The 23,890-nt window shown below is 68.6% G+C and carries 23 protein-coding genes; 6 read left to right on the plus strand and 17 right to left on the minus strand.

Annotated elements, in window-relative coordinates; genetic code table 11:
• Positions 1-19 precede the first annotated feature (19 nt).
• A complete protein-coding gene (locus AC5JOC_RS16175) occupies positions 20-1,273 on the minus strand; it encodes an Nramp family divalent metal transporter (RefSeq protein ID WP_137243876.1) in 1,254 nt (417 codons plus the stop codon).
• A gap of 167 nt (positions 1,274-1,440) precedes the next feature.
• Here AC5JOC_RS16175 and AC5JOC_RS16180 point away from each other — a divergent pair, with 167 nt between their 5' ends.
• The 3 genes from AC5JOC_RS16180 (at position 1,441) to AC5JOC_RS16190 (ending at position 3,267) form a co-directional block, all read left to right on the plus strand.
• A complete protein-coding gene (locus AC5JOC_RS16180; RefSeq protein WP_124767330.1) occupies positions 1,441-2,145 on the plus strand; it encodes a thioredoxin-like domain-containing protein in 705 nt (234 codons plus the stop codon).
• Between the two features lie 4 nt (positions 2,146-2,149).
• Positions 2,150-2,938 carry a DUF305 domain-containing protein gene (locus AC5JOC_RS16185; protein WP_236555538.1) on the plus strand — a complete coding sequence of 263 codons (789 nt, stop codon included), beginning with the start codon at positions 2,150-2,152 and terminating at the stop codon, positions 2,936-2,938.
• Positions 2,939-3,057: 119 nt separating this feature from the next.
• Positions 3,058-3,267 (plus strand): antitoxin, encoded by a 210-nt coding sequence (locus AC5JOC_RS16190; RefSeq protein ID WP_079706736.1) that lies wholly within the window; start codon positions 3,058-3,060, stop codon positions 3,265-3,267.
• A 93-nt stretch (positions 3,268-3,360) separates the two neighbouring features.
• Here the strand turns inward: AC5JOC_RS16190 and AC5JOC_RS16195 are convergent, their stop codons facing one another.
• The 6 genes from AC5JOC_RS16195 to AC5JOC_RS16220 all read right to left on the minus strand — a co-directional run bounded on the left by AC5JOC_RS16195 (position 3,361) and on the right by AC5JOC_RS16220 (position 11,382).
• On the minus strand, positions 3,361-3,870 hold the full coding sequence (locus AC5JOC_RS16195) for a hypothetical protein (RefSeq protein ID WP_079706735.1): 510 nt from the start codon (positions 3,868-3,870) through the stop codon (positions 3,361-3,363).
• Between the two features lie 157 nt (positions 3,871-4,027).
• Positions 4,028-4,819 (minus strand): aquaporin, encoded by a 792-nt coding sequence (locus tag AC5JOC_RS16200; RefSeq protein ID WP_494246819.1) that lies wholly within the window; start codon positions 4,817-4,819, stop codon positions 4,028-4,030.
• A gap of 122 nt (positions 4,820-4,941) precedes the next feature.
• Complete coding sequence (locus AC5JOC_RS16205) at positions 4,942-5,556, minus strand: GntR family transcriptional regulator (RefSeq protein ID WP_494246820.1); 615 nt, start codon at positions 5,554-5,556, stop codon at positions 4,942-4,944.
• An 86-nt stretch (positions 5,557-5,642) separates the two neighbouring features.
• Positions 5,643-7,064, minus strand: coding sequence for a mechanosensitive ion channel domain-containing protein (locus AC5JOC_RS16210; protein ID WP_124767334.1), 1,422 nt, complete (start codon positions 7,062-7,064; stop codon positions 5,643-5,645).
• Entirely contained in the window at positions 7,061-9,127 is a 2,067-nt protein-coding gene (locus tag AC5JOC_RS16215) for an adenylate/guanylate cyclase domain-containing protein (protein ID WP_159880399.1), read from the minus strand. The genes AC5JOC_RS16210 and AC5JOC_RS16215 overlap by 4 nt, the downstream gene beginning before the upstream one ends.
• A gap of 365 nt (positions 9,128-9,492) precedes the next feature.
• The gene (locus AC5JOC_RS16220) at positions 9,493-11,382 is read right to left on the minus strand and encodes an ABC transporter ATP-binding protein (RefSeq protein WP_079707018.1); all 1,890 of its coding nucleotides are present in this window, start codon (positions 11,380-11,382) and stop codon (positions 9,493-9,495) included.
• Between the two features lie 953 nt (positions 11,383-12,335).
• Here AC5JOC_RS16220 and AC5JOC_RS16225 point away from each other — a divergent pair.
• Complete coding sequence (locus tag AC5JOC_RS16225; protein ID WP_494246821.1) at positions 12,336-12,530, plus strand: DUF559 domain-containing protein; 195 nt, start codon at positions 12,336-12,338, stop codon at positions 12,528-12,530.
• Between the two features lie 341 nt (positions 12,531-12,871).
• Here the strand turns inward: AC5JOC_RS16225 and AC5JOC_RS16230 are convergent, their stop codons facing one another.
• From AC5JOC_RS16230 to AC5JOC_RS16240, 3 genes are all read right to left on the minus strand, one after another.
• Positions 12,872-13,846 (minus strand): carbohydrate ABC transporter permease, encoded by a 975-nt coding sequence (locus tag AC5JOC_RS16230; RefSeq protein ID WP_079706730.1) that lies wholly within the window; start codon positions 13,844-13,846, stop codon positions 12,872-12,874.
• On the minus strand, positions 13,843-14,976 hold the full coding sequence (locus AC5JOC_RS16235) for a carbohydrate ABC transporter permease (RefSeq protein ID WP_079706729.1): 1,134 nt from the start codon (positions 14,974-14,976) through the stop codon (positions 13,843-13,845). Before AC5JOC_RS16235 ends, AC5JOC_RS16230 begins: the two co-directional genes overlap by 4 nt.
• Positions 14,977-15,103: 127 nt before the next feature.
• Positions 15,104-16,417: an ABC transporter substrate-binding protein gene (locus AC5JOC_RS16240; protein WP_079706728.1), complete on the minus strand. Its 1,314-nt coding sequence runs from the start codon at positions 16,415-16,417 to the stop codon at positions 15,104-15,106.
• A 298-nt stretch (positions 16,418-16,715) separates the two neighbouring features.
• Here AC5JOC_RS16240 and AC5JOC_RS16245 point away from each other — a divergent pair, with 298 nt between their 5' ends.
• Positions 16,716-17,765: a LacI family DNA-binding transcriptional regulator gene (locus AC5JOC_RS16245; protein WP_079706727.1), complete on the plus strand. Its 1,050-nt coding sequence runs from the start codon at positions 16,716-16,718 to the stop codon at positions 17,763-17,765.
• Between the two features lie 113 nt (positions 17,766-17,878).
• Here the strand turns inward: AC5JOC_RS16245 and AC5JOC_RS16250 are convergent, their stop codons facing one another.
• The 5 genes from AC5JOC_RS16250 to rplJ all read right to left on the minus strand — a co-directional run bounded on the left by AC5JOC_RS16250 (position 17,879) and on the right by rplJ (position 21,229).
• Positions 17,879-19,177, minus strand: coding sequence for an MFS transporter (locus AC5JOC_RS16250; protein WP_191941752.1), 1,299 nt, complete (start codon positions 19,175-19,177; stop codon positions 17,879-17,881).
• On the minus strand, positions 19,174-19,635 hold the full coding sequence (locus tag AC5JOC_RS16255; protein ID WP_064294532.1) for a MarR family winged helix-turn-helix transcriptional regulator: 462 nt from the start codon (positions 19,633-19,635) through the stop codon (positions 19,174-19,176). Before AC5JOC_RS16255 ends, AC5JOC_RS16250 begins: the two co-directional genes overlap by 4 nt.
• A gap of 140 nt (positions 19,636-19,775) precedes the next feature.
• Entirely contained in the window at positions 19,776-19,919 is a 144-nt protein-coding gene (locus AC5JOC_RS16260) for a hypothetical protein (protein WP_153303516.1), read from the minus strand.
• A gap of 329 nt (positions 19,920-20,248) precedes the next feature.
• On the minus strand, positions 20,249-20,632 hold the full coding sequence (gene rplL / locus AC5JOC_RS16265) for a 50S ribosomal protein L7/L12 (protein WP_056014124.1): 384 nt from the start codon (positions 20,630-20,632) through the stop codon (positions 20,249-20,251).
• Between the two features lie 78 nt (positions 20,633-20,710).
• The gene (rplJ, locus tag AC5JOC_RS16270; RefSeq protein WP_079706724.1) at positions 20,711-21,229 is read right to left on the minus strand and encodes a 50S ribosomal protein L10; all 519 of its coding nucleotides are present in this window, start codon (positions 21,227-21,229) and stop codon (positions 20,711-20,713) included.
• A gap of 320 nt (positions 21,230-21,549) precedes the next feature.
• On the opposite strand from rplJ, the gene AC5JOC_RS16275 reads away from it, so the two are divergent.
• Positions 21,550-22,707, plus strand: a complete 1,158-nt coding sequence (locus tag AC5JOC_RS16275; protein WP_494246822.1) for an AAA family ATPase — start codon at positions 21,550-21,552, stop codon at positions 22,705-22,707.
• 24 nt (positions 22,708-22,731) lie between these two features.
• Here AC5JOC_RS16275 and AC5JOC_RS16280 read toward each other — a convergent pair whose 3' ends face one another.
• Together AC5JOC_RS16280 and AC5JOC_RS16285 are read right to left on the minus strand one after the other, a co-directional pair.
• Complete coding sequence (locus tag AC5JOC_RS16280; RefSeq protein ID WP_079706722.1) at positions 22,732-23,142, minus strand: DUF5684 domain-containing protein; 411 nt, start codon at positions 23,140-23,142, stop codon at positions 22,732-22,734.
• Positions 23,143-23,243: 101 nt separating this feature from the next.
• A complete protein-coding gene (locus AC5JOC_RS16285; RefSeq protein WP_124767341.1) occupies positions 23,244-23,864 on the minus strand; it encodes a phosphoribosylanthranilate isomerase in 621 nt (206 codons plus the stop codon).
• Positions 23,865-23,890 lie beyond the last annotated feature (26 nt).

The following is a 23,890-nucleotide window of genomic DNA, read 5'->3' on the forward strand; positions in this document are numbered from 1 at the left end:
GAGCGAACCGCCGGGCTGATCACCCGAAGAACGTCAGCACGATGAGCGCGACGTTCAGCGTGACGATGAGCGCGACCACGATCCAGGCGAACACGCGGGTGGCGAGCTGGTCGACGTGGACACCCATGATCCGCCGGTCGCCCGTGTAGCGCACGAGCGGGATGAGCGCGAAGGGGATGCCGAGGCTGAGGAACACCTGGCTGAGCACGAGCGCGGTGGTCGGGTCGATGCCCGCAGCCAGGATGACGAGTGCCGGGATGAGGGTGATCACGCGTCGGGCGAGCAACGGGATGCGCACCTTGAGGAGCCCTCCCATGATCGCCGCTCCCGCGTAGGCGCCCACCGAGGTCGAGGCGAGCCCCGAGGCGAGCAGGCCGATGGCGAAGATCACGCCGATGACCGGCCCGAGCGCAGCGGTGATCGCCGCGTGCGCCCCCTCGATCGAGTCCGTCCCCTCGACACCGCCGAGCGACGCGGCCGCGAGCAGCAGCATCGCGATGTTCACCGCTCCGGCGAGGACGAGTGCCGCCGCGACGTCCCAGCGGGTCGCCACGATGAGCCGACGGATGGCACCGTCGCTCGTCTGGACGCCGTGCCGGTCCCGACTGAGCGAGGAGTGGAGGTAGATCGCGTGCGGCATGACCGTCGCGCCGAGCATGCTCGCGGCGAGCAGGACCGTCGCCGTGCCCTCGAACCGCGGCACCAGGCCACCGGCCGCGGCACCCCAGTCGACGGGACTGACGAACAGACCGGCGAGGAAGCCGACGGCGATGACGGCGAGGAGCGTCAGGATCGCGAACTCGAAATGCCGCTGGCCGTACCAGTTCTGCACGGCGAGGAGCACGATCGAGAAGACCCCGACGATGACGCCGCCGAGCACGAGCGGGATCCCGAACAGCAGGTACAGCGCCACGGCGCCGCCGATCACTTCGGCGAGGTCGGTCGCGGCGGCGACGAGCTCCGCCTGCACCCAGTAGAGCCGACGCGGCCCGGTGCGCAGTCGCGAGCCGAGCAGCTCGGGCAGGCTCTGCCCGGTGACGAGGCCGAGCTTGGCGGAGAGGTACTGGACGAGCACGGCCATCGCGTTCGCGGCGACGAGCACCCAGACGAGCAGGTAGCCGTACTGGGCTCCCGCCGTGAGGTTGGCCGCGACGTTCCCGGGATCGACGTAGGCGATCGCCGCCACGAAGGCGGGCCCGAGGAGGAACAGGAGTCGTGGTCCGCGGGGCGCGCGGGTCGTCGGAGCGGCGAGGTCACTGGTCACGTCGGCCATGTTAGCAAGACCGAGCTACATTTGTTAGACGAGGCTAACTCTTGGATTCACCGGCTGTCTGCTTGGATGAGCCTGAGAATCGACTGCGCATCGTCAGGCGCCGGAACGGCCCCCGGAAGCACGATCTGGTTCGATAGTTACGCATACAACTTTTTCGAGAGGCCCCCGTGACCCCTGCAGCAGATCGCCCCAAGAACACCCCCGTCCCGCCCGCCGTCAAGCAGCAGAGCGTGAAGCAGGAGCGCGAAGCCCAGCGTCAGGCCAAGGTAGCCGCGTTCAAGCAGGCGCAGAAGCGGAAGAACCGCAACCGCCGCATCGGGATCTGGGCCGGTGTCGTGGGCGGTGTGGCCGTCATCGCGGTCCTCATCACGAGCGTCGTCCTCACCCTGCCGAAGAACGCCAGCTACCCCGGCGGTGGCACCGGCACCGGCCAGGACATCGCGGGCGTGGAGCTGTTCCAGAACACCTCGGAGCACGTCGAGGGCACGGTCGACTACCCGCAGAACCCGCCGGCCGGTGGCCCGCACAACCAGTACTGGCTGAACTGCGGCATCTACACCGAGGAGCAGACCAACGAGAACGCGGTCCACTCCCTCGAGCACGGCGCGATCTGGGTCACCTACGACCCGTCCCTCAGCGACGCGGAGCTCACGAAGCTCAAGGAGCTGCTCCCCACCACGTACGTCGTCCTGTCGCCGAAGTCCGACCTCCCCTCGCCGATCGTGCTGAGCGGCTGGAACTCCCAGCTGCAGGTCAACAACGCGAGTGACGCGCGCATCGCCGACTTCTTCGAGGAGTTCTGGAAGAGCAACAACGTCCCGGAACCCGGCGCGGCCTGCACCGGCGCGATCGACGGTCCCGGCAAGGTCTGATCCGTTGACCCCGGCGAGCACACCCGACGCACCGGCGACCGGTGAACCGGCCGACGGCGGCGTGACCGACGAGGAACTCGCCGCCTGGGAGGCGCAAGGCTCCCCCGACGGTTCCAGCCGGACGCGCATCGTCATCGCCGCGATGGCCGTCATCGCGATCATGGTCGCCGCGGCGATCGGCTTCTCGGTCGGTCGACTGAGCACCCTCGCCGACCCGACACCCACCACGACGAGCGCCGAGGCGGGCTTCTCGCGCGACATGCAGGTGCACCACAACCAGGGCGTGGAGCTCGCCATGATCATCCGCGACCGGACGGACGCGGTCGACGTGCGCACCCTCGCGTACGACATCGCGACCACCCAGGCGCAGCAGTCGGGCCAGCTGTACGACTGGCTCGTCCAGTGGAACCTGCCGCAGGGTTCACGGCAGCCGGACATGACGTGGATGACGCTCCCCACGCTCACGGGCGCGAGCGGCCATGCGCACGGCGGTGACACGGCGACCCCGGGGTCCACCCACACCCCGGGCGACCCGATGCCGGGCCTCGCCACCCCCGCCCAGATCGACCAGCTGACGGCGGCGTCCGGACTCCAGGCGGAGCGGGTGTTCCTCACGCTGATGATCGCCCACCACCAGGGCGCGGTCGAGATGGCCGAGGCGCTGCAGCCGCGGACCACGAACGCGACCGCGCTGGCCTTCACGCGCGCGGTCATCGCGAGCCAGCAGGCGGAGATCGAGCTCATGACCCGCATGCTCGACGACCGGGGCGGGCCGGTCGACCTCGCCGGCTGACCCCTCCCGTCGACCGCCCGGGCGACGCTGCGGGCTCCGACAAGGGGCTAGCCAGAACACCGGCTGACGGCGAAGAATGATCCCGACGCCCGAACGGGCCCGATGAACAGGAGCGACGAATGGCACTCGACGACATCACCAAGAAGGCTCAGGAATTCCTGAAGGACAACAAGGTCAAGGACGCGCTGAAGAGCGAACAGGCCGAGGACATCAGCGACAAGCTCCTCGGCAGCGTGGCCGACGCGGCCAAGAAGGTCACCGGCGGCAAGTTCGACGAGCAGATCGACGGCGCCCGCGACGCGGCGGACAAGGCCGTCGGCAACGAGTAGTCCCCGGCTCGAAACGCGAGACGGCCGGGTCCCGATGGGCGCCCGGCCGTTCGTGTCTGCGCCGGTCAGCGCTCGATCGTCATTCCGGGTCGATCAGTGCCCGTCGACGCCGGCGTCGACGGGGTTGCTCCGGAACCGGTCGAGCGCGATGGCCACGAGTTCGGGAGCGGACAGGTGCGTGTCCTGCATGAGGTCCGAGAGGACTTCTGACGCGCGTCCGCTGAGCGTCAGTTGCACGGTCGCGGAGCGGTCTTCATCGACACCGCTCAGCGCACGACGACGTTCACCCAGGCTGAGGATGGCCGACCGCAGATAGGTGCGGCTCGCGACGGTGTCGATCTCCCAGCGGCCGGCGCGACGGTTCGCGACGACATTGCCACGACGGATGTTGGTCATGAGGGACGCTCGGCTCACATGGAGCCGCGCGGCGAGTTCCGCCGTCCGGACCGGACGCGGGAGGTCGTCGATGAAGTCCTCGACGAGCGCCTCCCGGAGGAGCTCCCAGGCGACGTCCGGAGGGAGCGGCGCATCGGGCATGCTGCCGCCGTCCTGCAGCGGACCCACCCACGCGGTCGTGGGGGCGTCGCGTTCGGTCATCGTCATCGCCCCTCCAAGGTTCCGGCGCTCGAACCTCAAGCATGCTCGGTGCCCGTGGAAAGCGCGTCCCCCAATGCGGGTTGCCCGCGTTCGCGGGGTGCCGGCCCGAAACGACGCACCCCGTCCACCAGGGCGGACGGGGTGCGGGCGACGCTCGGACGACTCAGCTGCGGTTCGCGACCGGTCGGGAACCCACCGGGCGGGTCCCCTCGAACAGGATCCGGTAGCTGAATCCGGCGATCAGCGCGCCGATGATCGGGAACACGATGAACACCCAGACCTGCGCGAGCCAGTCGGCCCCGCCGAAGATGGCGGTCGCGATGGAGCGCGCCGGGTTGATCGAGCCGTTGTCGATCGGGATCGCGATCAACAGGAACAGCGTGAGCGTGCCGCCGATGGCGATCGGCGCGAAGCCCGCGGCGGCCCGCGTGTGCGTGACGCCGAGGATGACGTAGAGGAAGAGTGCGGTGATGACGACCTCGATCACGATCGCCGAGACGAGTCCGAATCCGCCGGGCGAGAGCTCACCGAAGCCGTTCGAGACGAAGCCGCTCGCGACGGCCTTGTCGAGGAAGCCTGCCGGGCCGCCGGCCGCGAGGCCGAACACCGCGAGTGCGCCGAGGAACGCTCCGACGAGCTGCGCGAGGATGAACGTCCACGTCGCACGCCAGGGGAACCGACCGGCGGCGGCGAGCCCGAGCGTCACCGCCGGGTTGAAGTGCCCGCCGGAGATAGGGCCGAACGCGTAGGCGGCGATGGTCACCGAGAGGCCGAGGGCGATCGCCACCCCGAGGAAACCGACGCCCAGGGGGTTGGAGGTCTCCTCGCCGAAGAACGCGGAGAAGGTCGCCGTCCCGACGAGACCGAAGACCAGCAGGAAGGTGCCGGCCAGCTCTGCGAGGAGTTGCGACGCGGTGGTCGGTTCGACGGAGGGTGGGACTTCCGGGGAGGACATCTGGGCTCTTCTCGCTCGAGGTGACGACGTGGACGCGGAGCTCTGGCGAGCACCGCGCCATCAGCAGACTATTGCCCCGCGTCCCACCGGCGACAGCCCCGAGGTCAGCATGTCGCCGTCGCTCAGTGCACCTCCAGGTCGTGGAGCGGGACCTGGAGCCGGAAGACGTGCTCGATCGCGAGCTCCGCGCCGACGGCGTCGCCCGAGGCGATCGCGGAGCGGAGGTGCGGGTACCCGACGCGCAGATCCGACCAGTCCACCGTCTCGGCCGACCGCGTCGCCGCGACGCGGTAGATCAGGGCGCCGATCACGTCCTTCGTCGCCGTGACGAGGACCGGGTTCTCGCAGTGCTTCAGGAACCGGTCCACGAGCCCCCAGACGCAGCGGCCGTGCGCATCCGCGTCCTCCGCCGTCACCGTCGTCATCGTGTGCTCGACGAACGCCAGGAGCTCGGCCCGTTGCCCAGCGGTCAACGTCGGGACGGTGACCCGGACGACGCCGCTGACGAGCGCTCCGAGGGTCTGCAGGACGGCTGTCCGGTCCTCGGCCCGTGGCTGCGCGACCCGGGTGTGCCGCTGCGGTGCCGTCTCGACCAGTCCGACGCGCTCGAGTTCCCGGAGTGCTGCGGCGATCGCGTCCGTCGGCGCGTCGAGCCACTCCCGGAGCTCCTCCTCGATGAGCAGCTCGCCCGAGGCGAGCGTCCCGTCGTAGATCGCGTTGCGGATCCGCTCGGTCACGGAATCGCCGACAGGCGACGGCCGCGACCCGGACGGTCCATCGGGGTTCGGCATCGGTTCCTCGCTCGGCTGGGGACGGCTGCTGGCTACCGGCCGATCGTACCGCGGACGATCCCCGCCTCGGCGAGCGCCGCCTGTGCCTGCCGGTGCTTGTTGTCGATCGAGGCACCGATCTCCTGAGCCAGGCGGGGCTTACTGCGAACGAGCTGGTCGATGGTGGACAGCGGCATCCGCAGGACCAGGGTCGTGCCGTCGGCGATCGCGGCGGCCATGGCGACCTCCCTCGTCAGCGCCGTCTGGCCGATGAAGTCGCCGACGCCGAGTCGTTGGAAGGTGATGAGCCCGTCCGTCGTCGGCACGGCGAGATGGACGCCACCCTCGACGAGGAACCGCATCGCGCCGGGGATCGTGCCCGCCTGCTGGATGGTCTCCCCCGGCCCGTACCGCTCGAGTGTGCACGTCCGGGCGAGCTCGTCGTAGTCCTCCTCCCGCGCGTGGAGGGTCGGCGCCAATTCGGCGATGGCACTCCGCAAGCGCTCCGGCGTCGCGACCGGGTCGGAGCCGTCGCCGTCGAGCGCGAGACCGCGGCGCCGCGAGGCGTACCAGAGCCAGGCGCGGAACAGGGCGACGGCGGCGTCGGCGGTGGAGGGCCCGGACACGGGCAGGGTGACGGAGAACCGCGCTGCGCCGAGGTAGGACGCGGACACCACGTCCCCCGGCTCGAGCATCGGCAGGCCCGATCCGACCTCGCGGAGCAGCCGGAGCACGTCGTCCGGCGGGTCGTCGGTCGAGAAGGTCACCTCGACGCTCGCGGTGTACGCACCGACCGGTTGGCTGAGGTTCGTGAACGACGCCCCCGCGAGCGAGGAGTTCGGCACGATCTGGATGCCGTTGCCGGTGTCGAGGTGGACCGCACGCCAGTTCACCTCGACCACGCGACCGCGGACGCTTCCGGTGTCGAGCCAGTCGCCGAGCCGGAACGGCTGCTCGAACAGCAGCAGCAGTCCCGAGATGACCCCGCCGACCGCGTTCTGCAGGGCGAGGCCGATCACGATCGACGTCACGCCGAGCGCGGTGACGAGGCCGCCGATGTCGGCTCCCCACACCCAGGAGAACAGGATCGCGAGGCTGATGAGGATGAGGGCCAGCCGGGCGAGGTCCACGAAGATCGACGGGATCCGGTCGCGCCACGACCCCTCCTCGGCGTTCGCGAACAGGGCGACGTTGAAGGCGGAGAGGATGAGCAGGATCACGAGGAACCCGAGGAGGGTGCCGACGATCCGCACCCAGGTGCTGTCGTCCGCCCGCGCCGTGGCGAACACGAGGAGCGCGAACACCGCGCCGACCGGCACCACGTAGTTGCGCAGCAGACGGATCGGTTTCGCCGCAGCGTGCTTCCGGCGGTTGAGCGCACCGAGCACCTCGGTCAGGACGATGAGCAGCACGGGGACGCCGACGGCCAGCGCCACGGCCCAGGGGAACCACGCCTCCTGCCACACCTGCGTCATGACTTCGGCCCCGAGACGACCTGCCAGACGGCCTGCGGACCGCCGCGCGTCTCCACGGTGCCGGCGGCCTCGAAGGCGACGGTGTCCTGCATGCGGTCGCGGACCCGCTGACTGACGAAGATGCCGGCCGTCCCGGAGACCGACTGCACCTGGTTGGCGAGACTGACCGCGTCGCCCCACATGTCGTAGGCGAGGCTCGTCCGGCCGACGAGGCCGCTCGTCACGACACCGGCGTCCACGCCGACCCGCAGGGTGAGGTTCGCCTGGTGCTGCGCATTGAAGCGTTCGACGATCGTGCGCATCTCGAGCGCGAAGTCGAGGGTCCGACGCACGTTGTCGACACGTGGGACGATCAGCCCGCAGCTCGCGAGATACCCCTCCCGCAGCGTCCGCACCTGCTCGATCCCGAGCCGCTCGGCCGCCTCGTCGAAGCTGCGGACCAGCGCGTTGAGCATCGACAGCTCCCGCTCCGGATCGAGGCCGCGGGTCAGGTCGTCGAACCCGACGAGGTCGGCGAAGATGACGGACACGTCCTGGTGGACCTCGGAGATCGTCTCCTCACCGTCCTTGTAGCGCTTGGCGACCGACGCCGGCATGAGGGTGAGCAGCAGCTTCTCGTTCTCCGCTCGCTGCTCCTCGATGAGCTCCTGCTTGAGTCTCAGGCTGCGGCTCATGTCGTTGAAGGCCGTGCCCAGGTCACCGAACTCGTCGCGTCGGGTGTTCGGCACCTCGACGCTGTAGTCGCCACCGGCCACCCGCCGCACCGCGCCGACGAGTGCCCGCACCGGCCGGGCGAACACCTGCGCCAGGAGCAGGGAGAGCAACGACACCACGACCACGATGGCGAGCACCGAGATGACGAGGTTGCGGGTGAAGTCGGTCACCGGCGCGAAGGCCTCGGCGGCGTCGACCCGGGCGACGAGCACCCACTGGAGCCCGTCGATGTCGACCGGGGTGTACGCCGTGAGGTTCTCCTCACCGAGGTAGCCGCGCCCGATGGTGGTGCCGGTCTCGCCCGCGAGCGCACGCTCGACCGAGACGGTGCGGGTCGGTTGGATCTGGATCGTCCCCGCGACGGCAACGGCACGCGCGGCGGTCTCCGGCGGTGTGCCGGCGGCGACCGCGGCCCGCTCGTACGCCTTCGGATCCTCGATCAGCAGACGGGAGGTCGAGCGCATGAGTTGATCGGGCCCGGCGAGGTACGTCTCACCGGTCTCCCCCAGGCCGTCCTGCTCCCACTGGCCGGAGCCGGTCATGATGTCGTTGATCGCCTCGATCGGGACCTGCAGCGCCATCACCCCGTCGACCCGACCGTTCTCGCCGACCGGTGAGAAGATCCACTGCGTCGGGACGTTGAGCGACGGCTGGTAGCGCTCGAAGTCGGTGATGCCCACGTAGTCGATCGCGTTCGACCGGAGCGCCGCGGTGAAGCCGTCCTCGAGCACCCCGCCCTTGTAGGGGCCGGTCAGGACGTTCGTACCGAGGTCCGGACCCTTGTAGGCGCTGTAGACGACGTCGCCCTCGTCATCGATGAGCAGGGCGTCCTCGTACCCGAAACGGTCGATGATCTCGCGGAAGTAGTCGTGGTACTGCGCGTGCACGGACGACCAGGCGCTCCCGTCACCGGCGTCGTCGACGGTGATGGCGGTGTCGTAGTCGAGGTCGCCCGGCGTGTACACCGACTGCAGGTAGGTCTCGGCCGGGTTCGTCGGGATGAACGCAGCCGGGTCCGCCTCGTCTCCGGTGCGTTCGGCGAGCTCCGGAGCGAACGTGTCCTCGTAGAACGACGTCACCGTCGACGCGCGCGCCGGGTCCACCGGCTGCTCCTCCAACTCGTGGAAGGCGTCGTGGAAGCCGTTCATCGCGTCGACCACCGTGGTGCCGCGGGTGTAGACGACGAGCGAGTCGCGCGTCTGGTCGTAGTAGTTCGTGATCTCACGGGCGCGGGACTCCCGGACCTCGGTCAGCCGCTCGAACGACGCCTGGCGCAGCGAGTCACTGCCGGACAGGTACCCGACGATCCCGGTCACGATCGACGCTCCCACGCTGACGAGCAGCAGCATGACGAGCAGCTTCGACTGGATGCTGAAGCCGGGGCGACCGAACCGTCCGCGACCGAACCCGCGGGACCTGGCGGCCGAGGAGGGTGCCGGCTGGGATCGGCGGGTCTGATCGGGCCCGTCGGCGCGGTGCCGTCTGGCGAGGATCCGGATGGTGCGTCCACAGCTGCGGTCATCGACGAGTCCCCTACTCGATCCGGCGGTGCGCGGTCACCCCCTCCTTCGGGGGTCACGATGGCGCTCACTCTAGCCACCCGTGCCGCGCGCCCACAATGGCTGGGCCGCGATTCTTCGCCGGCCGGACTGCGCCGTCAGGCCTACACACGTCAGCGCGTCGTCGACGTGCCCGACCCGACGCGACGTCCTGCTCAGACGGTGACGGCCTGCTGGGCGTAGAGGGTCGCGTACACGCCGCCGGCGGCGAGCAGTTCCTGGTGGGTGCCGCGCTCCACGATGCGCCCGCGGTCGAGCACGAAGATGACGTCGGCGTGCACGATGGTCGACAGGCGGTGCGCGATCGACACCGTGGTGCGTCCGCGGGTCGCGTCATCGAGGGCGACCTGGACGACCCGTTCGGAGATCGTGTCGAGGGCGCTCGTCGCCTCGTCGAGGATGAGCACCTCCGGATCCTTCAAGAGCACGCGCGCGATGGCGATGCGCTGCTTCTCGCCGCCGGACAAGCGGTAGCCGCGCTCCCCGACGAGCGTGTCGTAGCCGTCCTCGAAGCGAGCGATCGTCTCGTGGATGTTCGCCGCGCGGCAGGCGGTCTCGAGCTCCTCGAGGGTCGCGTCGGGCTTCGCGTAGCGGAGGTTCTCGGCGATCGTCGCGTGGAAGAGGTAGGTCTCCTGACTGACGATGCCGATGCGGGAGACGAGGGACTCCTGCGTGACGTCGCGGACGTCTGCGCCCGCCACCATGACCCGTCCGCCCGAGACCTCCTGGAAGCGCGGGATGAGGTAGGAGATGGTCGTCTTGCCTGCTCCCGACGGTCCGACGAACGCGGCGAACTGTCCGGGTTCGATCGTGAAGGAGACGCCGTCGAGGGTGGGTGTCGAGTCGTCCTGGGCGTCGGCGTAGCGGAAGGTGACGTCGTCGAAGCGGATCTGCGGTGCGACGCTCGGGAGCGGTGCGGCGCCGGGGCGGTCGGCGATCGCGGGCTTGAGGTCGAGGTACTCGAAGATCCGCGCGAAGAGGGCGCCGGAGGTCTGCAGGTCGAGGGCGACGCGCATGACGCCCATGAGCGGGAACAGCAGGCGGGCCTGGATGGTGGTGAAGGCCACGATCGAGCCGGCGGTGACGTCCACCGCCCCACCGGTGATGAGCCAGCCGGCCACCAGGTAGACGATCGCGGGGATGGACGACAGGAAGATGTTCACCATCGCGAAGAACCACTGGCCGCTCATCGCCTGGCTGACCTGGAGGCGGATCTGGGTGCGGTTCTCGGCGCTGTAGCGCTCGACCTCGGTGTCCTGGCGGTTGAAGCTCTTCGCGAGGAGCACGCCGGAGACGCTCAGGGCCTCCTGGGTGATCGCGGTCATCTCCGACAGCGACTCCTGCGTCTTCGTCGCGATCCGTGCCCGGACCTGACCGACGCGGCGCTGCGCGATCACGAGGATCGGCATGAGGATGAGGGCGACGATCGTCAGTTGCCAGTTGAGGATGAGCATCGCGACGAGCGCGGAGATGACCGTCACGGTGTTGCCGAGCACGCTCGACACGGTGTTGGTGAGGACGTTCGCGACGCCGCCGACGTCGTTCTGGAGGCGCGACTGGATGATGCCCGTCTTCGTGCGGGTGAAGAAGCTCAGTTCCATCGCCTGCAATTGCGAGAACAGCTTGATGCGCAGGGCACCCATGACACTGTTGCCGACGGTCGCCGTGAGGTAGGTCTGCCAGACGCCGAGCAGGGCGGCGATGATGAACAGCGCCACCATCACGCCGACGATCTCCGCGAGGGCGACGAGGTTCGGGCTGCCACCGTCGGTCGGGAACAGGCCGACGTCGAACGCCTGCTTGACCAGCAGCGGAGGGAGCACCGCGAGGGCGGCACCGATGACGACGAGCACCATCGTGAGGATGATCTTGGCGCGGAAGGGCACGAACAGCGCGACGATGCGCTTGCCGAGGTTCGGGATCCTCGGTGCCTCGGCGTTGAGCGCCTTCTGCGCCGCCATGTCGCCACCGCTGACGCGGCTGCCCGCTCGAGGCCCGCCGCCCCCGGGTGCACCGCCGCGTGGCCCGCCCCGTCCGCCGTGCATGCTCATCCCGCCACCCTATCCCCGCCCACCGTCCTCCCCGCCCTTGTCCCCGTCCCCGTCTGCTTCCCGCTCCGTGTCCTTTCTCAGGAGTCCGCTGGCGCGTCGCCTCGCCCGCTCCCCGACCCGCCGCAACTGTCCTGAGAAAGGGTCACCGCCGCGAGTCCGCTCCCCAGGTCCACTGCGGGGCGGATCATCCCCAAATCAGCAGCGTGGCTCGGCGGTCCGGCGACACCGGGTGGACGATCGACCGATGACAGGAGGAACCTACGCCTTCCGCCCGGCGTACGGTGTCGCCACGGTGCACCAGCTTCGGGCTCGCGGTCATTCCAAACGGTCGCTCCGACTCGCGGTCGAGATGGCCGAGCTGATCAGGGTGAAACGAGGCTGGTACGCGGACCCCGGTGCGCCCCCGGAGATCGTCCAAGCCGTTCGGGTCGGCGGGAGACTCGCGTGCATCTCGGCGGCCGCCTGGTTCGGCTGGGCCACACCGGAAGACCAGCGCATACACGTCGCTGTCCCGTCGAACGCGGGGCGCCTCCGCGATGCTGGCGACCGCCGGTGCCATCCGCCCGCGCAGGACCGGGACGACGCGGTCCTGCACTGGGACGACGATCAACCAGTGGTCCCTCGGGGCGATTCGATCGCGCCGCTCCTCGTGGTGAGCCGCGAGTCGGCCGTTCGTCAGATCGTCACCTGCCAGCACCCTGACGTCGCCGGCGCGATCTTGGACTCCGTCCTGCACCGAGAACCCCACCGCGGGCGGGCGCTCCGCGCGTGGCTGGACGAACTCCCGCACGCGCGCAGGCGCAGACTCCCTCGGCTGGAGTCGGGATGCGAGAGTTTCCTCGAGAGCATCGGTCGCATCCGCCTCGAACGCGCTGGGATCGTCGGTCGACACCAGGTCGACATCCCGGGTGTCGGACGCGTCGACGAGCTGATCGACGGACTGGCTGGTGGTCGAGTGGGATGGACGTGCGTTCCACGACACGCCCGACGCCCATGAACAGGACCGCTGGCGCGACGCCCAGTTGGCGATCCGCGGCTATCGCTCGCTCCGTTTCACCTATCGCATGGTGATGGACGACTGGTACGCGGTCATCGGAGCGGTCCGCGCAGCGCTCGCGCAGGGCCGTCCGAGGCCCCGCTGAGCGGATCCGATCACCCTCGCACCTGCCAGCCTGCACTCCGTCCCTTTCTCAGGACTCCCCCGGCGCGCCGGGCGCACTCCGGCACGACGCACCGCAACTCTCCTGAGAAAGGACCATCCCCGTCATTCGTCCGCCGGAATTCAGCTTCGTCCCTTTCTCAGGACTCCCCCGGCGCGCCGGGCGCACGCCGACACGACGCACCGCAACTCTCCTGAGAAAGGGCCATCGGGACCAGGAGAACGAACGACCGGCAGACGCACGGACGCCCCGGGAGCGTGAGCTCCCGGGGCGTTCGCGCACCGACGACGCTGTCGATCGGAGGATCGAACCGCGGCGTCGGGTCAGCCCTTCGTCGAACCGGCCAGGAGCCCGCGGACGAAGTACCGCTGCAGCGCGAAGAACACGACGAGCGGGACGAGGATCGAGATGAACGCGCCGGCCGTGAGCAGGTGCCACTCGTTGCCACGCGTACCCGTGATCTCCGCCAGCAGCTTCGTGATCGGTGCGACCTCGCCGTCCGCGAAGATGAGCGCGACCAGCAGGTCGTTCCACACCCACAGGAACTGGAAGATCGCGAACGACGCGATGGCGGGCATGGTCAGCGGCAGCACGATCCGGAAGAAGATCTGACCGTGACCCGCGCCGTCCACGCGTGCCGCCTCGATGACCTCGCCGGGGATCTCCGCGACGAAGTTGTGCAGCAGGAAGATCGCCAGCGGCAGCGCGAACATGGTGTGGGCGATCCACACCTGGGCGAAGGTGCCGCTCGCGTCCAGTCCCTCGCCGACCTGCAGACCGAAGATGTTCAGGCCACGGGAGAAGGTCGACAGCAGCGGGACGAGCGCCATCTGGATCGGCACCACCTGCAGCGCGAACACGAGGATGAACAGGAAGTTCTTGCCGCGGAAGTCGATCCACGCGAACGCGTACGCCGCGAGGCTCGCCACCACCAGCGGGATCAGGGTCGCCGGGACCGCGATGGCGATCGAGTTGACCCACGAGCCCGCGAGGTTCAGCGTCGAGTTGCCGGCCTGCAGCACCTGCACGTAGTTGTCGATGGTGACCTGGAAGTCGGAGAAGATCGTCCACCAACCGGTGGTCTTCACCTGCTGCTCAGGCCGGAACGAGGAGACGAAGAGACCGAAGGTCGGGATCGTCCACAGCACGGCGATGACGACGGCCGCGATGGTCGCGCCACGGCTCGTGAGCCGCTTCTTCGTCCGTCGGCTCGCAGCCTCGATGCCGCGTTCACCCTTCGCGAGCTGGTCCTTCGTGGACTCGTCGATCGGTAGTTCGATCGGCTGCACAGCACTCATCGGATCTCCCTCTGCTTCTTGATCTGCCGTGCGTTGTAGATGACGATCGGCAGCACGAGGATGAACAGGATCACGGCGAACGCCGCACTCCGGCCGTTCTCGAAGTTCTTGAACTGGGTGTACATCTCGTTCGCGATGACCGAGGTGCCGTTGTTGCCGGCGGTCATGGTGCGGACGATGTCGAAGACCTTCAGCGACGCGATGGAGATCGTCGTGACGACGACGACCAGCGAGGAGCGGATGCCGGGGACGATGACGTTGGTGAAGCGCTGCCAGCCGTTCGTGCCGTCGAGCTCGGCGGCCTCGATCTGCTCGGTGGGGACACCCTTGATCGCGGCGGACAGGACGACCATCGCGAACCCGGTCTGCACCCAGATGAGCACGACGATGAGGAACAGCGTGTTCCACGGCTCGTTCTGCAACCACTGCACCGGGGTGCCGCCGAACCACACGACGATCTGGTTGAGCAGACCGATCTGGGTCGCGCCGGCCTCACGGTAGGCGTAGATGAAGCGCCAGATGATGGATGCGCCGACGAAGGAGATCGCCATCGGCATGAAGACGAGGATCTTGAAGTACTTCTCACCGCGGGACTTGTCGATGAACACCGCGTAGGCGAGGCCGAAGGCCGTCGACAGCGCCGGGACGAGCAGCACCCAGATGATCGTGTTGATCACGGTGCGGATCGCGCTCGGCTGCGTGAACAGCCAGATGAAGTTGTTCAGCCCGACGAAGTTCTTGCCGGACGCCGACATGAATGCGGCGATCGTCGTGTTGATCGACGGCAGGATCAGGCCGATCAGCAGCAGCAGGAACGCCGGTGCGAGGAAGCCGACGAGCTGGACGAGGTACCCGACGCCCTTCTTGGAGCGGTAGTCGAGGAGGAAGAGCACGCCACCCAGGACGGCTGCGACAGCCGCGGCCCACAGGAACGAGCCGAAGAAGAGGACGACGATGACGGGCACCAGGACGCAGAACGCCAGACGGATGACCGTGTAGAGGGTGCCCTTGCGTGGCGCGATGTCCACGAAGAAGAGGAGGAGGGCCACCACCGCGCCGAAGGCGATGACGACGATCGGGATCTGGGCGAGCGGTGGCAGTCCGCCCAACCAGTTGAGGAAACCTGACATAGCTGGCCTTTCGAGTACGGCGTTGGACCCTGAGTGAACCCTAGGGGGTTCCACTGCCGAGGCGGAAGCGCCGGAGGGTGATCACCCTCCGGCGCTTCCGCTCATGAGCAGCAGTTCCGGATATCGATTACTCGCTGGAGGGCCAGCCGGCTTCGATGTCCTTGAGGACCTGGTCGGTCTCGTCGCCGTTGATCCAGTTCACGAGGCCCTTCCAGAAGGTTCCGGCGCCGACGGCACCGGGCATCAGGTCGGAGGCGTCGAAGCGGAACGTGGTCTTCTCGTCCTGCAGGATCTCGATCGCCTGGCTGAGGATCGGGGTCGAGGCGTTCGCCGGGTCGAGGCCGTTGTTGGCCGAGATGACGCCGCCGAGCTTGACCCGCTTGTTCGCCCACTCAGGGCTCGAGAGGTACTCCTGGACCTTGACGGTGCTCTCGTCGTCGCTGAACGCGCCGACGATCTCGCCACCACCGGTGACAGCGGTCTCGCCCTCCTTGATGCCGGGGGTCACGAAGGCCCACACGTCACCGTCGGGGGCGACGGTCGCGCCGGCGTCCTCGAGGAAGCCGGAGAAGAACGATGCCTGGTGGTGCAGTGCGCAGGCGCCGGAGGCGAGCGCCGGAGCGACGTCACCGAACTCGGTCGAGTTGATCGAGGACACGTCGCCGAAGCTCGCGTTCACGTACTCCGGGTTCTTGAGGATCTCGCCGACCGAGTCGAACGCTTCCTTGATCTTCGGGTCGGTGAACTTGACCTTGTTGGCCACCCAGTCGTCGTAGACGTCCGGGCCCTGCTGGCGCAGGACGAGGTCTTCGATCCAGTCGGTGCCGGGCCAGCCCGAGGCGTCGCCGGAGCCGAAGCCGGCGCACCAGGGTGCTGCACCCGTCTTCTCCTGGATCGTCTTGGTCAGCGTGAGCAGCTCGTCCCAGGTCTTCGGGACCTCGACGCCCCATTCCTTGAACTTGGCCGGCTGGTACCAGACGAGGCCCTTGACGCTCGCCATGAGCGGCGCGCCGTAGACGGTGTCGTTGACGGTGCCGTAGGCGGCCCAGTCCTTCGACCAGTACTTCTCGATGTTCGCCTTGACGCTGTCGGGCGCGGGCTTCAGGTAGTCGCGCTTGGCGAGGTCGGCCAGGAGGCCGGGCTGCGGGAAGATCGCGAGGTCGGGCGGGTTACCGCCCTGGGCGCGGATACCGATCTGCGACTCGAACTCCTTGGAGGACTCGTACTTGATCGTGATGCCGCTGTCCTTCTCGAAGTCGGCCCAGCTCTCCTCGAGCAGCTTCGCCTCGGTGTCGGCGATCGTCCCGTAGATGGTGACGGTCTTGTCGTCGTCGCCACCGCCGCTGCTGCCCGATCCGCCTGAACAAGCGGTGAGCGCGACGCCCGCGACGGCCAGGACGGCCAGCGGCAGGGCCGTCCGGCGGGTCCGAATGAAACTCATCTGTGTCCTCCTCATTGAGTGCTGCAGGTTCGAACGTCTCCAGGGTCGAGCCGTTCCGATGATGCACTGGTGCGGAATCGGCCCGGATGCGGAACCGTTTCCATGCGTCAAAGTACTTCACCCGGCGACAGGATGCAAGCACGAGAACATAACGAAATAGACAGTGAGAGCGCTCCCACCGAAATCATGCGGCCGGGCGGTCCATTCGTGTTCCAGATGTTATGGATCAGTTCCAGTCTGCAGTTCCAGGTCTGTTCCAGATTCGCTATGGTGGTGCTACCCAACGGAGGGAGTCGGCATGAGTGGTGCCATCAGCGATGTCGCGGCCCTCGCCGGCGTCTCGAAAGCGACGGCCTCGCGAGCGCTCACCGGGCGCGGATACGTGTCGGCCGAGACCCGGGAACGGGTCGTGCAGGCCGCGGCCACGATCGGGTACGTCGCCTCGCCCATCGCCGCGAGCCTGTCCACCGGACGCACGCTGGCCATCGGCGTCCTCACCTCGTTCCTCAACCGCTGGTACTTCGGGGAGGTCCTCGAGGGCGCCGAGGGGGCACTCCGTGCGCGGGGCTACGACCTGACGCTCCACCATCTGCCGCCCGACTCCCCGGAACGCGACCGCATCTTCGACTCGTACCTCACGAACAAGCGCTTCGACGGCATGATCTCGATCGGGATCGAGGCCTCGCAGGACGAGATCGCGCGCCTGCTCGCCAACCCCCGTCCACTCGTGTCGATCGGCGGCAACATCCGCGGGGCCCACTCCATCAACATCGACGACCAGGCGCTCGGCCGCGAGGCGACGGAGCACCTCATGACGCTCGGGCACACGCGCATCGCCCACATCACCGGTCACGACGCCGAACTGCAGACGGACACCGTGCACGGCAGGCGCCTGGCCGGCTACCTCGCGGCGATGGAGGATGCAGGGCTCACCTCGGCCGTGCACGTCCTGCCCGCGGTCCACTCGTTGCCGGGCGGGTACGAGGCCGCGGCGCAGTTGCTGCGGGACGCGAGGATCCGCCCGACGGCGGTGTTCGCCTCGACGGACGAGGTGGCGATCGGCATCATCATCGCCGCACGACGCCTCGGGATCACCGTTCCGGCGGAGCTGTCGGTCATCGGGATCGACGGGCACTCCTACGCGGAGATGTTCGCGCTCACCACCTTCGAGCAGGAGCCCCGCGCGCAGGGGCGGCATGCCGTCGAGATCCTCCTCCAAGACCTGGAGGACGAGCAACGCGCGCAGGCCCCGGACTCCGGGGAGCCGGGCAGCACCGTCTCCGAGGTGCGCTGGCCGACCCGTCTGGTGATCCGACAGACCACGACGCGCCCCGAGTCCGCCGAGTAGACACCCCGGCTGCGCTCCCAGCGCGGTGCGCGGACGCGAGCGCGCCCCACTGACGTGAGCGCGGGCCCCCGGAGGGGAGCGCTCGCGTCAGTGGGGCGCGGTGACCGGTCGGATCAGCTCGCGTCGGCTGCGGTGATCGCGATGGCCTCGTCGAGTTCGCTCTCCACCGGACCGTCGACGCGGGCGAGGTGCTTGCGTCCGAGGACGACGATGAGGACCGCGACGATGAGCGAGCCGGCGGCCACGTAGTACGGTGCGGCGGGCGAGAGGAGCTTCGCGATCTCCGCGGCGGCCGGCGGCGCGATGGCCCCACCGAGGAACCGTACGGACGAGTACGCCGAGGATGCGACGTTGCTCGGCAGGTCCGTCGCCTCCATGACCGACTCGGTCAGCACCGTGTTCATGACGCCGAGCAGGAGTCCGCCGACGACGATGCAGACGATGAGGCCGGTGGTGGACTGCACGAGGAGTCCGGCCGCGACGAGGTCCAGCGCCAGCAACGGCAGGACCAGCTTGATCACGGAGGTGCGACGCATCCGAGCCGTGAGCAGCGGTGCGACGAACACGCTCGTGATCGCCAGCGCGACACCCCACCCGAAGAAGGTGAACCCGAGACCCATCGCATCGAGGCCGAGCGGGAACGGCGAGTACGCGAGGAGGGTGAAGAAGCCGATGTTGTAGAACAGGGCTGCTGCCGCGAGGATGCCGAGCGACGGGATCGCCAGCGCCTTGAACGGCGCGGACAGCTTGAGCGGCGCGGGCTTCGGCCCCTCGGTCTTCAGCAGGGTGACGATCGCGATGAACCCGACGGCCATGAGCGTCGCGGTGCCGAAGAACGGCCACTTCCAGCCGATGCCGCCGAGGAGACCACCGAGGAGCGGACCGATCGCGATGCCGAGCCCGAGTGCCGCTTCGTACAGGATGATCGCGTTGGCGCGGCCGCCCGCTGCAGCACCGACGATGGTGGCGAGTGCCGTCGAGATGAAGAGCGCGTTGCCGAGGCCCCAGCCGGCCCGGAAGCCGATGACGGCTCCGACGGAGTCGGACAGGCCCGCGAGGAGGGCGAACAGGACGACGAGTGCGAGTCCGATGAGGAGCGTGCGTTTGGCACCGATCCGGCTCGACAGCCAGCTCGTGAAGAGCATGGCCACGCCGGTGACGAGCAGGTAGCTCGTGAAGAGCATCTCGGCCTGGGTCGGCGTCGCCTGGAGGTCTTCGGCGATCGCGGGGAGGATCGGGTCGACGAGGCCGATGCCCATGAAGGCGATGACGCTCGCGAAGGCGACCGCCCAGACGGCCTTCGGCTGGTGCAGGATGCCGCCGAGGCCGGCACTGTGGCCGGCGCCGTGGCCGTGGCTCGACGCCGTGGGCGTGGGCACGGAGGACGTGCGTGCGCTGGTGTCGGCGCTCATGCCGTCAGCTCCGAGGCGACCTCGACGGCCACGCGGGCCTGGATGATCTCGACGGTCCTGGCGATCGCGGCGAGGTCGTCGTCCTCGAGGTCGGTGAAGGCCGGCTCCAGGGCGTCGGTGAGCTCGTCGCGCCAGGCGAGGAGGGCGGCCGTCCCCTTGGGGGCGATGGCGATGAGCCACGCGCGGTGGTCGTCGACGTCGGCGATCCGCTTGATCCAGTCGCGCTCGTCGAGGCTCTGCACGAGCTTCGTCATCGTGGGTTGGGACACCCGGCTCTGGCGGGCCAGTTCGCCGACCCGGACGGGGCCGACCGTGGTGAGCACGGAGAGCGTGCGCCAGACGGCGGGCGATTCGGAGGATCCGGTGGCCTGGGCGGCAAGGCGGGTGAGCCGGTGCGATGCCGTGATGAGGTCGCCGAGGATGGTGTGCAGGGGTGAATGCGTACGGTTCTCGGTCATGATCCATCCAGTATACATAGCCAGGCTATGCATTTGCACACGCAGTCCGGTGATCACCATTCAGGAGGCTCCCGGCGCGTCGGCACCGGGAGCCTCCCGCAGGGCGGGACTCGCCCAGGCGGACCTGAATTGTGAACCGGTCAGCGCATCCAGGTGGTGAAGGACTGGCTGACCCGCGGATCGGGCGGGTGGGCGTCGCTCGCCCGTTCCGACTCGGTGAAGGCGGATGCGAGCTGGGCTCGGATCCAGGTGATGGTTGCACGCCAGCGTGCGTGGGTGTTCATGGTGGTGGGTTCTCCCGATTCGGGCACCGCACCGACGGCCCACGCTCACACGGAGCGGGACGACGACGCGGATACCTGCGTGAACCGTCGACGAACGTCGTCGACGGGTGCAGAGCATCCGCGTCCGTGTGGAGTGACGCGACGAATCGCAGGCCCTCCGGTTAACTGACGGAGGGCACCGCTCCCGAACGAATCGGGGGCGATGCCCTCCGATCACGGATGTCTCTGCCGAGTGCGTGCAGCACTCGTCTCAAGAAGATCCGCGATCGTCAGCGGCGACCGACCGGAGTCGGTCGCCAGCCCAGTGGTTGTCCCCCGCAGGGGACCGACTACTTGAGCGTGACGGTGGCGCCGGCAGCCTCGAGGGCTTCCTTCGCCTTGTCAGCGGCTTCCTTGTTGGCGCCTTCGAGGACGGCAGCCGGAGCGCCGTCGACGAGAGCCTTGGCCTCGCCGAGGCCGAGCGAGGTGAGCTCGCGGACCGTCTTGATGACCTGGATCTTCTTGTCGCCAGCAGCCTCGAGGATGACGTCGAAGTCGGTCTTCTCTTCGACCTCTTCGACAGCAGCGCCAGCAGCAGCCGGGCCGGCGACGGCGACGGGAGCAGCAGCGGTGACCTCGAAGGTCTCCTCGAACAGCTTGACGAACTCGCTGAGCTCGATGAGCGTGAGCTCCTTGAACGCGTTGATCAGTTCTTCGTTTGACAGCTTTGCCATGATTGTTCTCCTTGTTTCATGCCCTGCAACCGCATCACGCGGCGGACAGGTACGGGGTTGATTGTTCGCGGAACCGAATTACTCGGCCGCGGACTCCTGCTTCTCGCGCAGCGCCTCGACCGTGCGAACGGCCTTCGAGAGCGGTGCGTTGAAGAGGTAGGCAGCTCCGAACAGCGAGGCCTTGACGGCGCCGGCAAGCTTTGCCAGCAGCACTTCACGGGACTCGAGGTCGGCGAGCTTGCCGACTTCTTCAGCGGTCAGCGGGTTACCGTCGAAGTAACCGCCCTTGACCACGAGGAGAGGGTTTGCCTTGGCGAAGTCACGAAGAGCCTTCGCGACGGTGACCGGGTCACCGTGCACGAATGCGATCGCGGACGGACCGGCGAGCTCGTCGTCGAACGACGAGATGCCGGCGTTGTTCGCCGCGATCTTGGTCAGCGTGTTCTTCACCACGGCGTAGGTTGCGTCCGCACTGATGCTCTTGCGCAGGTTCTTGAGCTGAGCAACAGTGAGGCCGCGGTACTCGGTCAGCAGAACGGCAGTCGAGCTCTGGAACTTCTCCGTGAGTTCGGCAACCGAGGCTTCCTTGTTCGCCATGGCCACTCCTTTTCGAATCTTGAATGCATGCAGCGGAGGCCGCACACACCAACCGCCGGGCCGGCGAAGGGTTCGGGCATGAAAAAAGCTCCGGCGCAAGCGCACGGAGCTGGGGAGAGGCGAGCCTCGATCAGATCTTCATACACCTGCGCTGGACGTCTCGTCATGAGAACCTTCGACTGTCTCGTTTGCACGCGACAGTGACCGGCGGTCTTTGGTTTCGACAACCATAACACACCCCCGGCCCCGTTCCGACAGGCGTGCACCGGGCGCTCACGACCGCCCGTCCGGATGTCCGAGGCGACCGGCACCATGGAGCCATGATCCAGACGCTCGCCATCTCCGGCTACCGGTCCATCCGAGACACCGTGCTGCCGCTGCACGGCCTCGACGTCGTGACCGGCGCGAACGGCACCGGCAAGTCCAACCTCTACCGGGCACTCCGACTCCTCGCGAGTGCGGGCGACGGCGATGTCGTCGGATCCCTCGCGCGCGACGGCGGGCTCTCCTCGACGCTCTGGGCCGGCCCCGAGCACGTGAGTCGAGCCATGGTCGACGGTTCCGTCCCGGTCCAGGGCACGCGCCGCACGGGTCCGATCAGCCTGCGACTCGGGTTCGCGACGGACACGCTGGGGTATCTCGTCGACCTCGGGATCCCGCAGCCGTCCACGACGCTGTTCGGCCGCGACCCCGAGATCAAGCGGGAGCAGATCTTCGCCGGCGCACTGGCCAAACCGAGCAGCCTGCTCGTCGACCGGCACGGTCCGGCGGTCCGGGTCCGCGACGGGTCGTGGCGTCCGATCGGTCGAACGCTCGGCACCTCGGAGAGCATCCTCACCGAGTTCTCGGACGCCGACGCGACGCCCGAGGTCCTCCGCGTGCGCGGCCAGGTGCGCGGCTGGCGGTTCTACGACCAGTTCCGGACCGACCGCGACGCCCCCGCACGTGCGCCACAGGTCGGCACGAGGACGCCGGTCCTCGGCCACGACGGCGCGGACCTCGCCGCCGCGGTGCAGACGATCATCGAGTCCGGCGGTCGGGACCGGCTCGACGCCGCCGTCGACGACGCGTTCCCCGGCAGCGTGCTGCGCGTGCGCGCCGACGACGGGGTGTTCCGACTGGAGCTCGAACAGCCCGGGATGCTCCGTCCGCTCTCGGCCGGCGAGCTGTCCGACGGCACGCTCCGCTACCTGCTGCTCGTCGCGGCGCTCCTCACTCCGCGCCCGCCCGAGCTCATGGTGCTGAACGAGCCGGAGACGAGCCTGCACGGCGACCTCCTCCCCCAGCTCGCTCGGCTCATCACCGCGGCGAGCGCCGACACACAGCTCGTGGTCGTCTCCCACGCCCGCCCACTCATCGAGGCCATGCTCGAGGCCGGCGAGGTGCATGAGCACCGGCTGGTGAAGCGACTCGGCGAGACGACCGTCGAGGATCAGGGCCTGCTGTCGACGCCGCCGTGGGCGTGGCCGTCCCGGTGAGCGTCCGGCCCAGGTGACCGCCGGCTAGGCGCGGTCGGCCTGCTTGCCCAGGTAGCGGTCCGAACCGTAGCTGAGGATGAAGAACCCGATCAGCTGGAACAGGACGAGTCCGAAGATCCGGAACACCGTGCTCTTGTCGAACTGCTTGCCGATGTGCCATCCGACGATCCACCCGAACACGATGTTCACGAGCGGGATGAAGTAGAGGATGGTCGCCGCACCCGTGAAGCCGGCGAGCTTCACGACGACGTACCAGTTGTAGATCGGGATGATCGCGGTCCAGCCGGAGCGGCCCGACTTCTCGAACATCCCCCAGACGGAGGCGACGAACAGGGCGTAGCCGATGATGCCGCCGAAGACGTTGGCGGGGGCGTTCATGAACTCGATGGCGGCACGACCGTTGTCGTCAGCGGCGAGCAGGATGGTGTCGATCACGGTGGTGGCGCTCCTTGTCGTCATCGCGGTCGACCGACCGCCTCATCCGACGAATGTAGCGCGCGGGTCGCACCCCGGACCAGCGGGTGTCCCGCAGACGCTCAGACGGCCCGGGCGGTGCGGGCGGCGTGCACGAACGAGCGGATGAGCTCCGGCGACTTCACCCCGCGCGAGGACTCGACCCCGCTGGACACGTCGACCCCCCAGGGCCGGAGTTCCGCGATGAGGCCCTGGACGTTCTCCGGCGTGAGACCGCCGGCGAGGATCCAGGTGCGGGTGGGTGGGTTCGCCACCAGGGCGATCGTGTCGAAGGTCTTCCCGGCTCCCGGGTCAGGTGCATCGAGGAGCAGCAGCTCCTCGGCGTAGGCGGCGCGCTCGGCGGCGTTCTCGGAGGCGTAGTGCACCGCCGAGGTCGCCCGGAGCGTCCGCCATCCCATCGCCTGCAGCTCCTGGAACGCCTCGGGTGGTTCGTCACCGTGGAGCTGGACGGCCTGCACCCCGGCAGCACCGGCGATCCGCGAGACCTCCTCGACCGACTGGCGCCGGAAGACGCCGACCGTGAGCACCGACTCGGGGACGTCGGCGAGCAGCGAGGCGACGCGTTCGGGCTCGATGGTCCGGGGCGACCCCGGCGCGAAGACGAATCCGATCGCGTCGACTCCGGCGTCCACCGCCGCAGCGACGTCGGACGCCTCGGACAGACCGCACACCTTGACCCACATGGGGACCACGCTACCCGGCCGCACGG

This window comes from Plantibacter sp. (assembly GCF_059073635.1).

Excerpts from the sequence above, each read along its gene's own strand:
- AC5JOC_RS16175 (WP_137243876.1), bottom strand. The coding sequence starts at position 1,273 with ATGGCCGACGTGACCAGTGACCTCGCCGCTCCGACGACCCGCGCGCCC.
- rplL (WP_056014124.1), bottom strand. The coding sequence starts at position 20,632 with ATGGCAAAGCTGTCAAACGAAGAACTGATCAACGCGTTCAAGGAGCTC.
- AC5JOC_RS16255 (WP_064294532.1), bottom strand. The coding sequence starts at position 19,635 with ATGACCGAGAACCGTACGCATTCACCCCTGCACACCATCCTCGGCGAC.
- AC5JOC_RS16210 (WP_124767334.1), bottom strand. The coding sequence starts at position 7,064 with ATGACGCAGGTGTGGCAGGAGGCGTGGTTCCCCTGGGCCGTGGCGCTG.
- AC5JOC_RS16190 (WP_079706736.1), top strand. The coding sequence starts at position 3,058 with ATGGCACTCGACGACATCACCAAGAAGGCTCAGGAATTCCTGAAGGAC.
- AC5JOC_RS16200 (WP_494246819.1), bottom strand. The coding sequence starts at position 4,819 with ATGTCCTCCCCGGAAGTCCCACCCTCCGTCGAACCGACCACCGCGTCG.
- AC5JOC_RS16260 (WP_153303516.1), bottom strand. The coding sequence starts at position 19,919 with ATGAACACCCACGCACGCTGGCGTGCAACCATCACCTGGATCCGAGCC.
- AC5JOC_RS16195 (WP_079706735.1), bottom strand. The coding sequence starts at position 3,870 with ATGACGATGACCGAACGCGACGCCCCCACGACCGCGTGGGTGGGTCCG.
- AC5JOC_RS16250 (WP_191941752.1), bottom strand. The coding sequence starts at position 19,177 with ATGAGCGCCGACACCAGCGCACGCACGTCCTCCGTGCCCACGCCCACG.
- AC5JOC_RS16220 (WP_079707018.1), bottom strand. The coding sequence starts at position 11,382 with ATGCACGGCGGACGGGGCGGGCCACGCGGCGGTGCACCCGGGGGCGGC.
- AC5JOC_RS16285 (WP_124767341.1), bottom strand. The coding sequence starts at position 23,864 with ATGTGGGTCAAGGTGTGCGGTCTGTCCGAGGCGTCCGACGTCGCTGCG.
- AC5JOC_RS16240 (WP_079706728.1), bottom strand. The coding sequence starts at position 16,417 with ATGAGTTTCATTCGGACCCGCCGGACGGCCCTGCCGCTGGCCGTCCTG.
- rplJ (WP_079706724.1), bottom strand. The coding sequence starts at position 21,229 with ATGGCGAACAAGGAAGCCTCGGTTGCCGAACTCACGGAGAAGTTCCAG.
- AC5JOC_RS16215 (WP_159880399.1), bottom strand. The coding sequence starts at position 9,127 with ATGCTGCTGCTCGTCAGCGTGGGAGCGTCGATCGTGACCGGGATCGTC.
- AC5JOC_RS16275 (WP_494246822.1), top strand. The coding sequence starts at position 21,550 with ATGATCCAGACGCTCGCCATCTCCGGCTACCGGTCCATCCGAGACACC.
- AC5JOC_RS16230 (WP_079706730.1), bottom strand. The coding sequence starts at position 13,846 with ATGAGTGCTGTGCAGCCGATCGAACTACCGATCGACGAGTCCACGAAG.
- AC5JOC_RS16235 (WP_079706729.1), bottom strand. The coding sequence starts at position 14,976 with ATGTCAGGTTTCCTCAACTGGTTGGGCGGACTGCCACCGCTCGCCCAG.
- AC5JOC_RS16245 (WP_079706727.1), top strand. The coding sequence starts at position 16,716 with ATGAGTGGTGCCATCAGCGATGTCGCGGCCCTCGCCGGCGTCTCGAAA.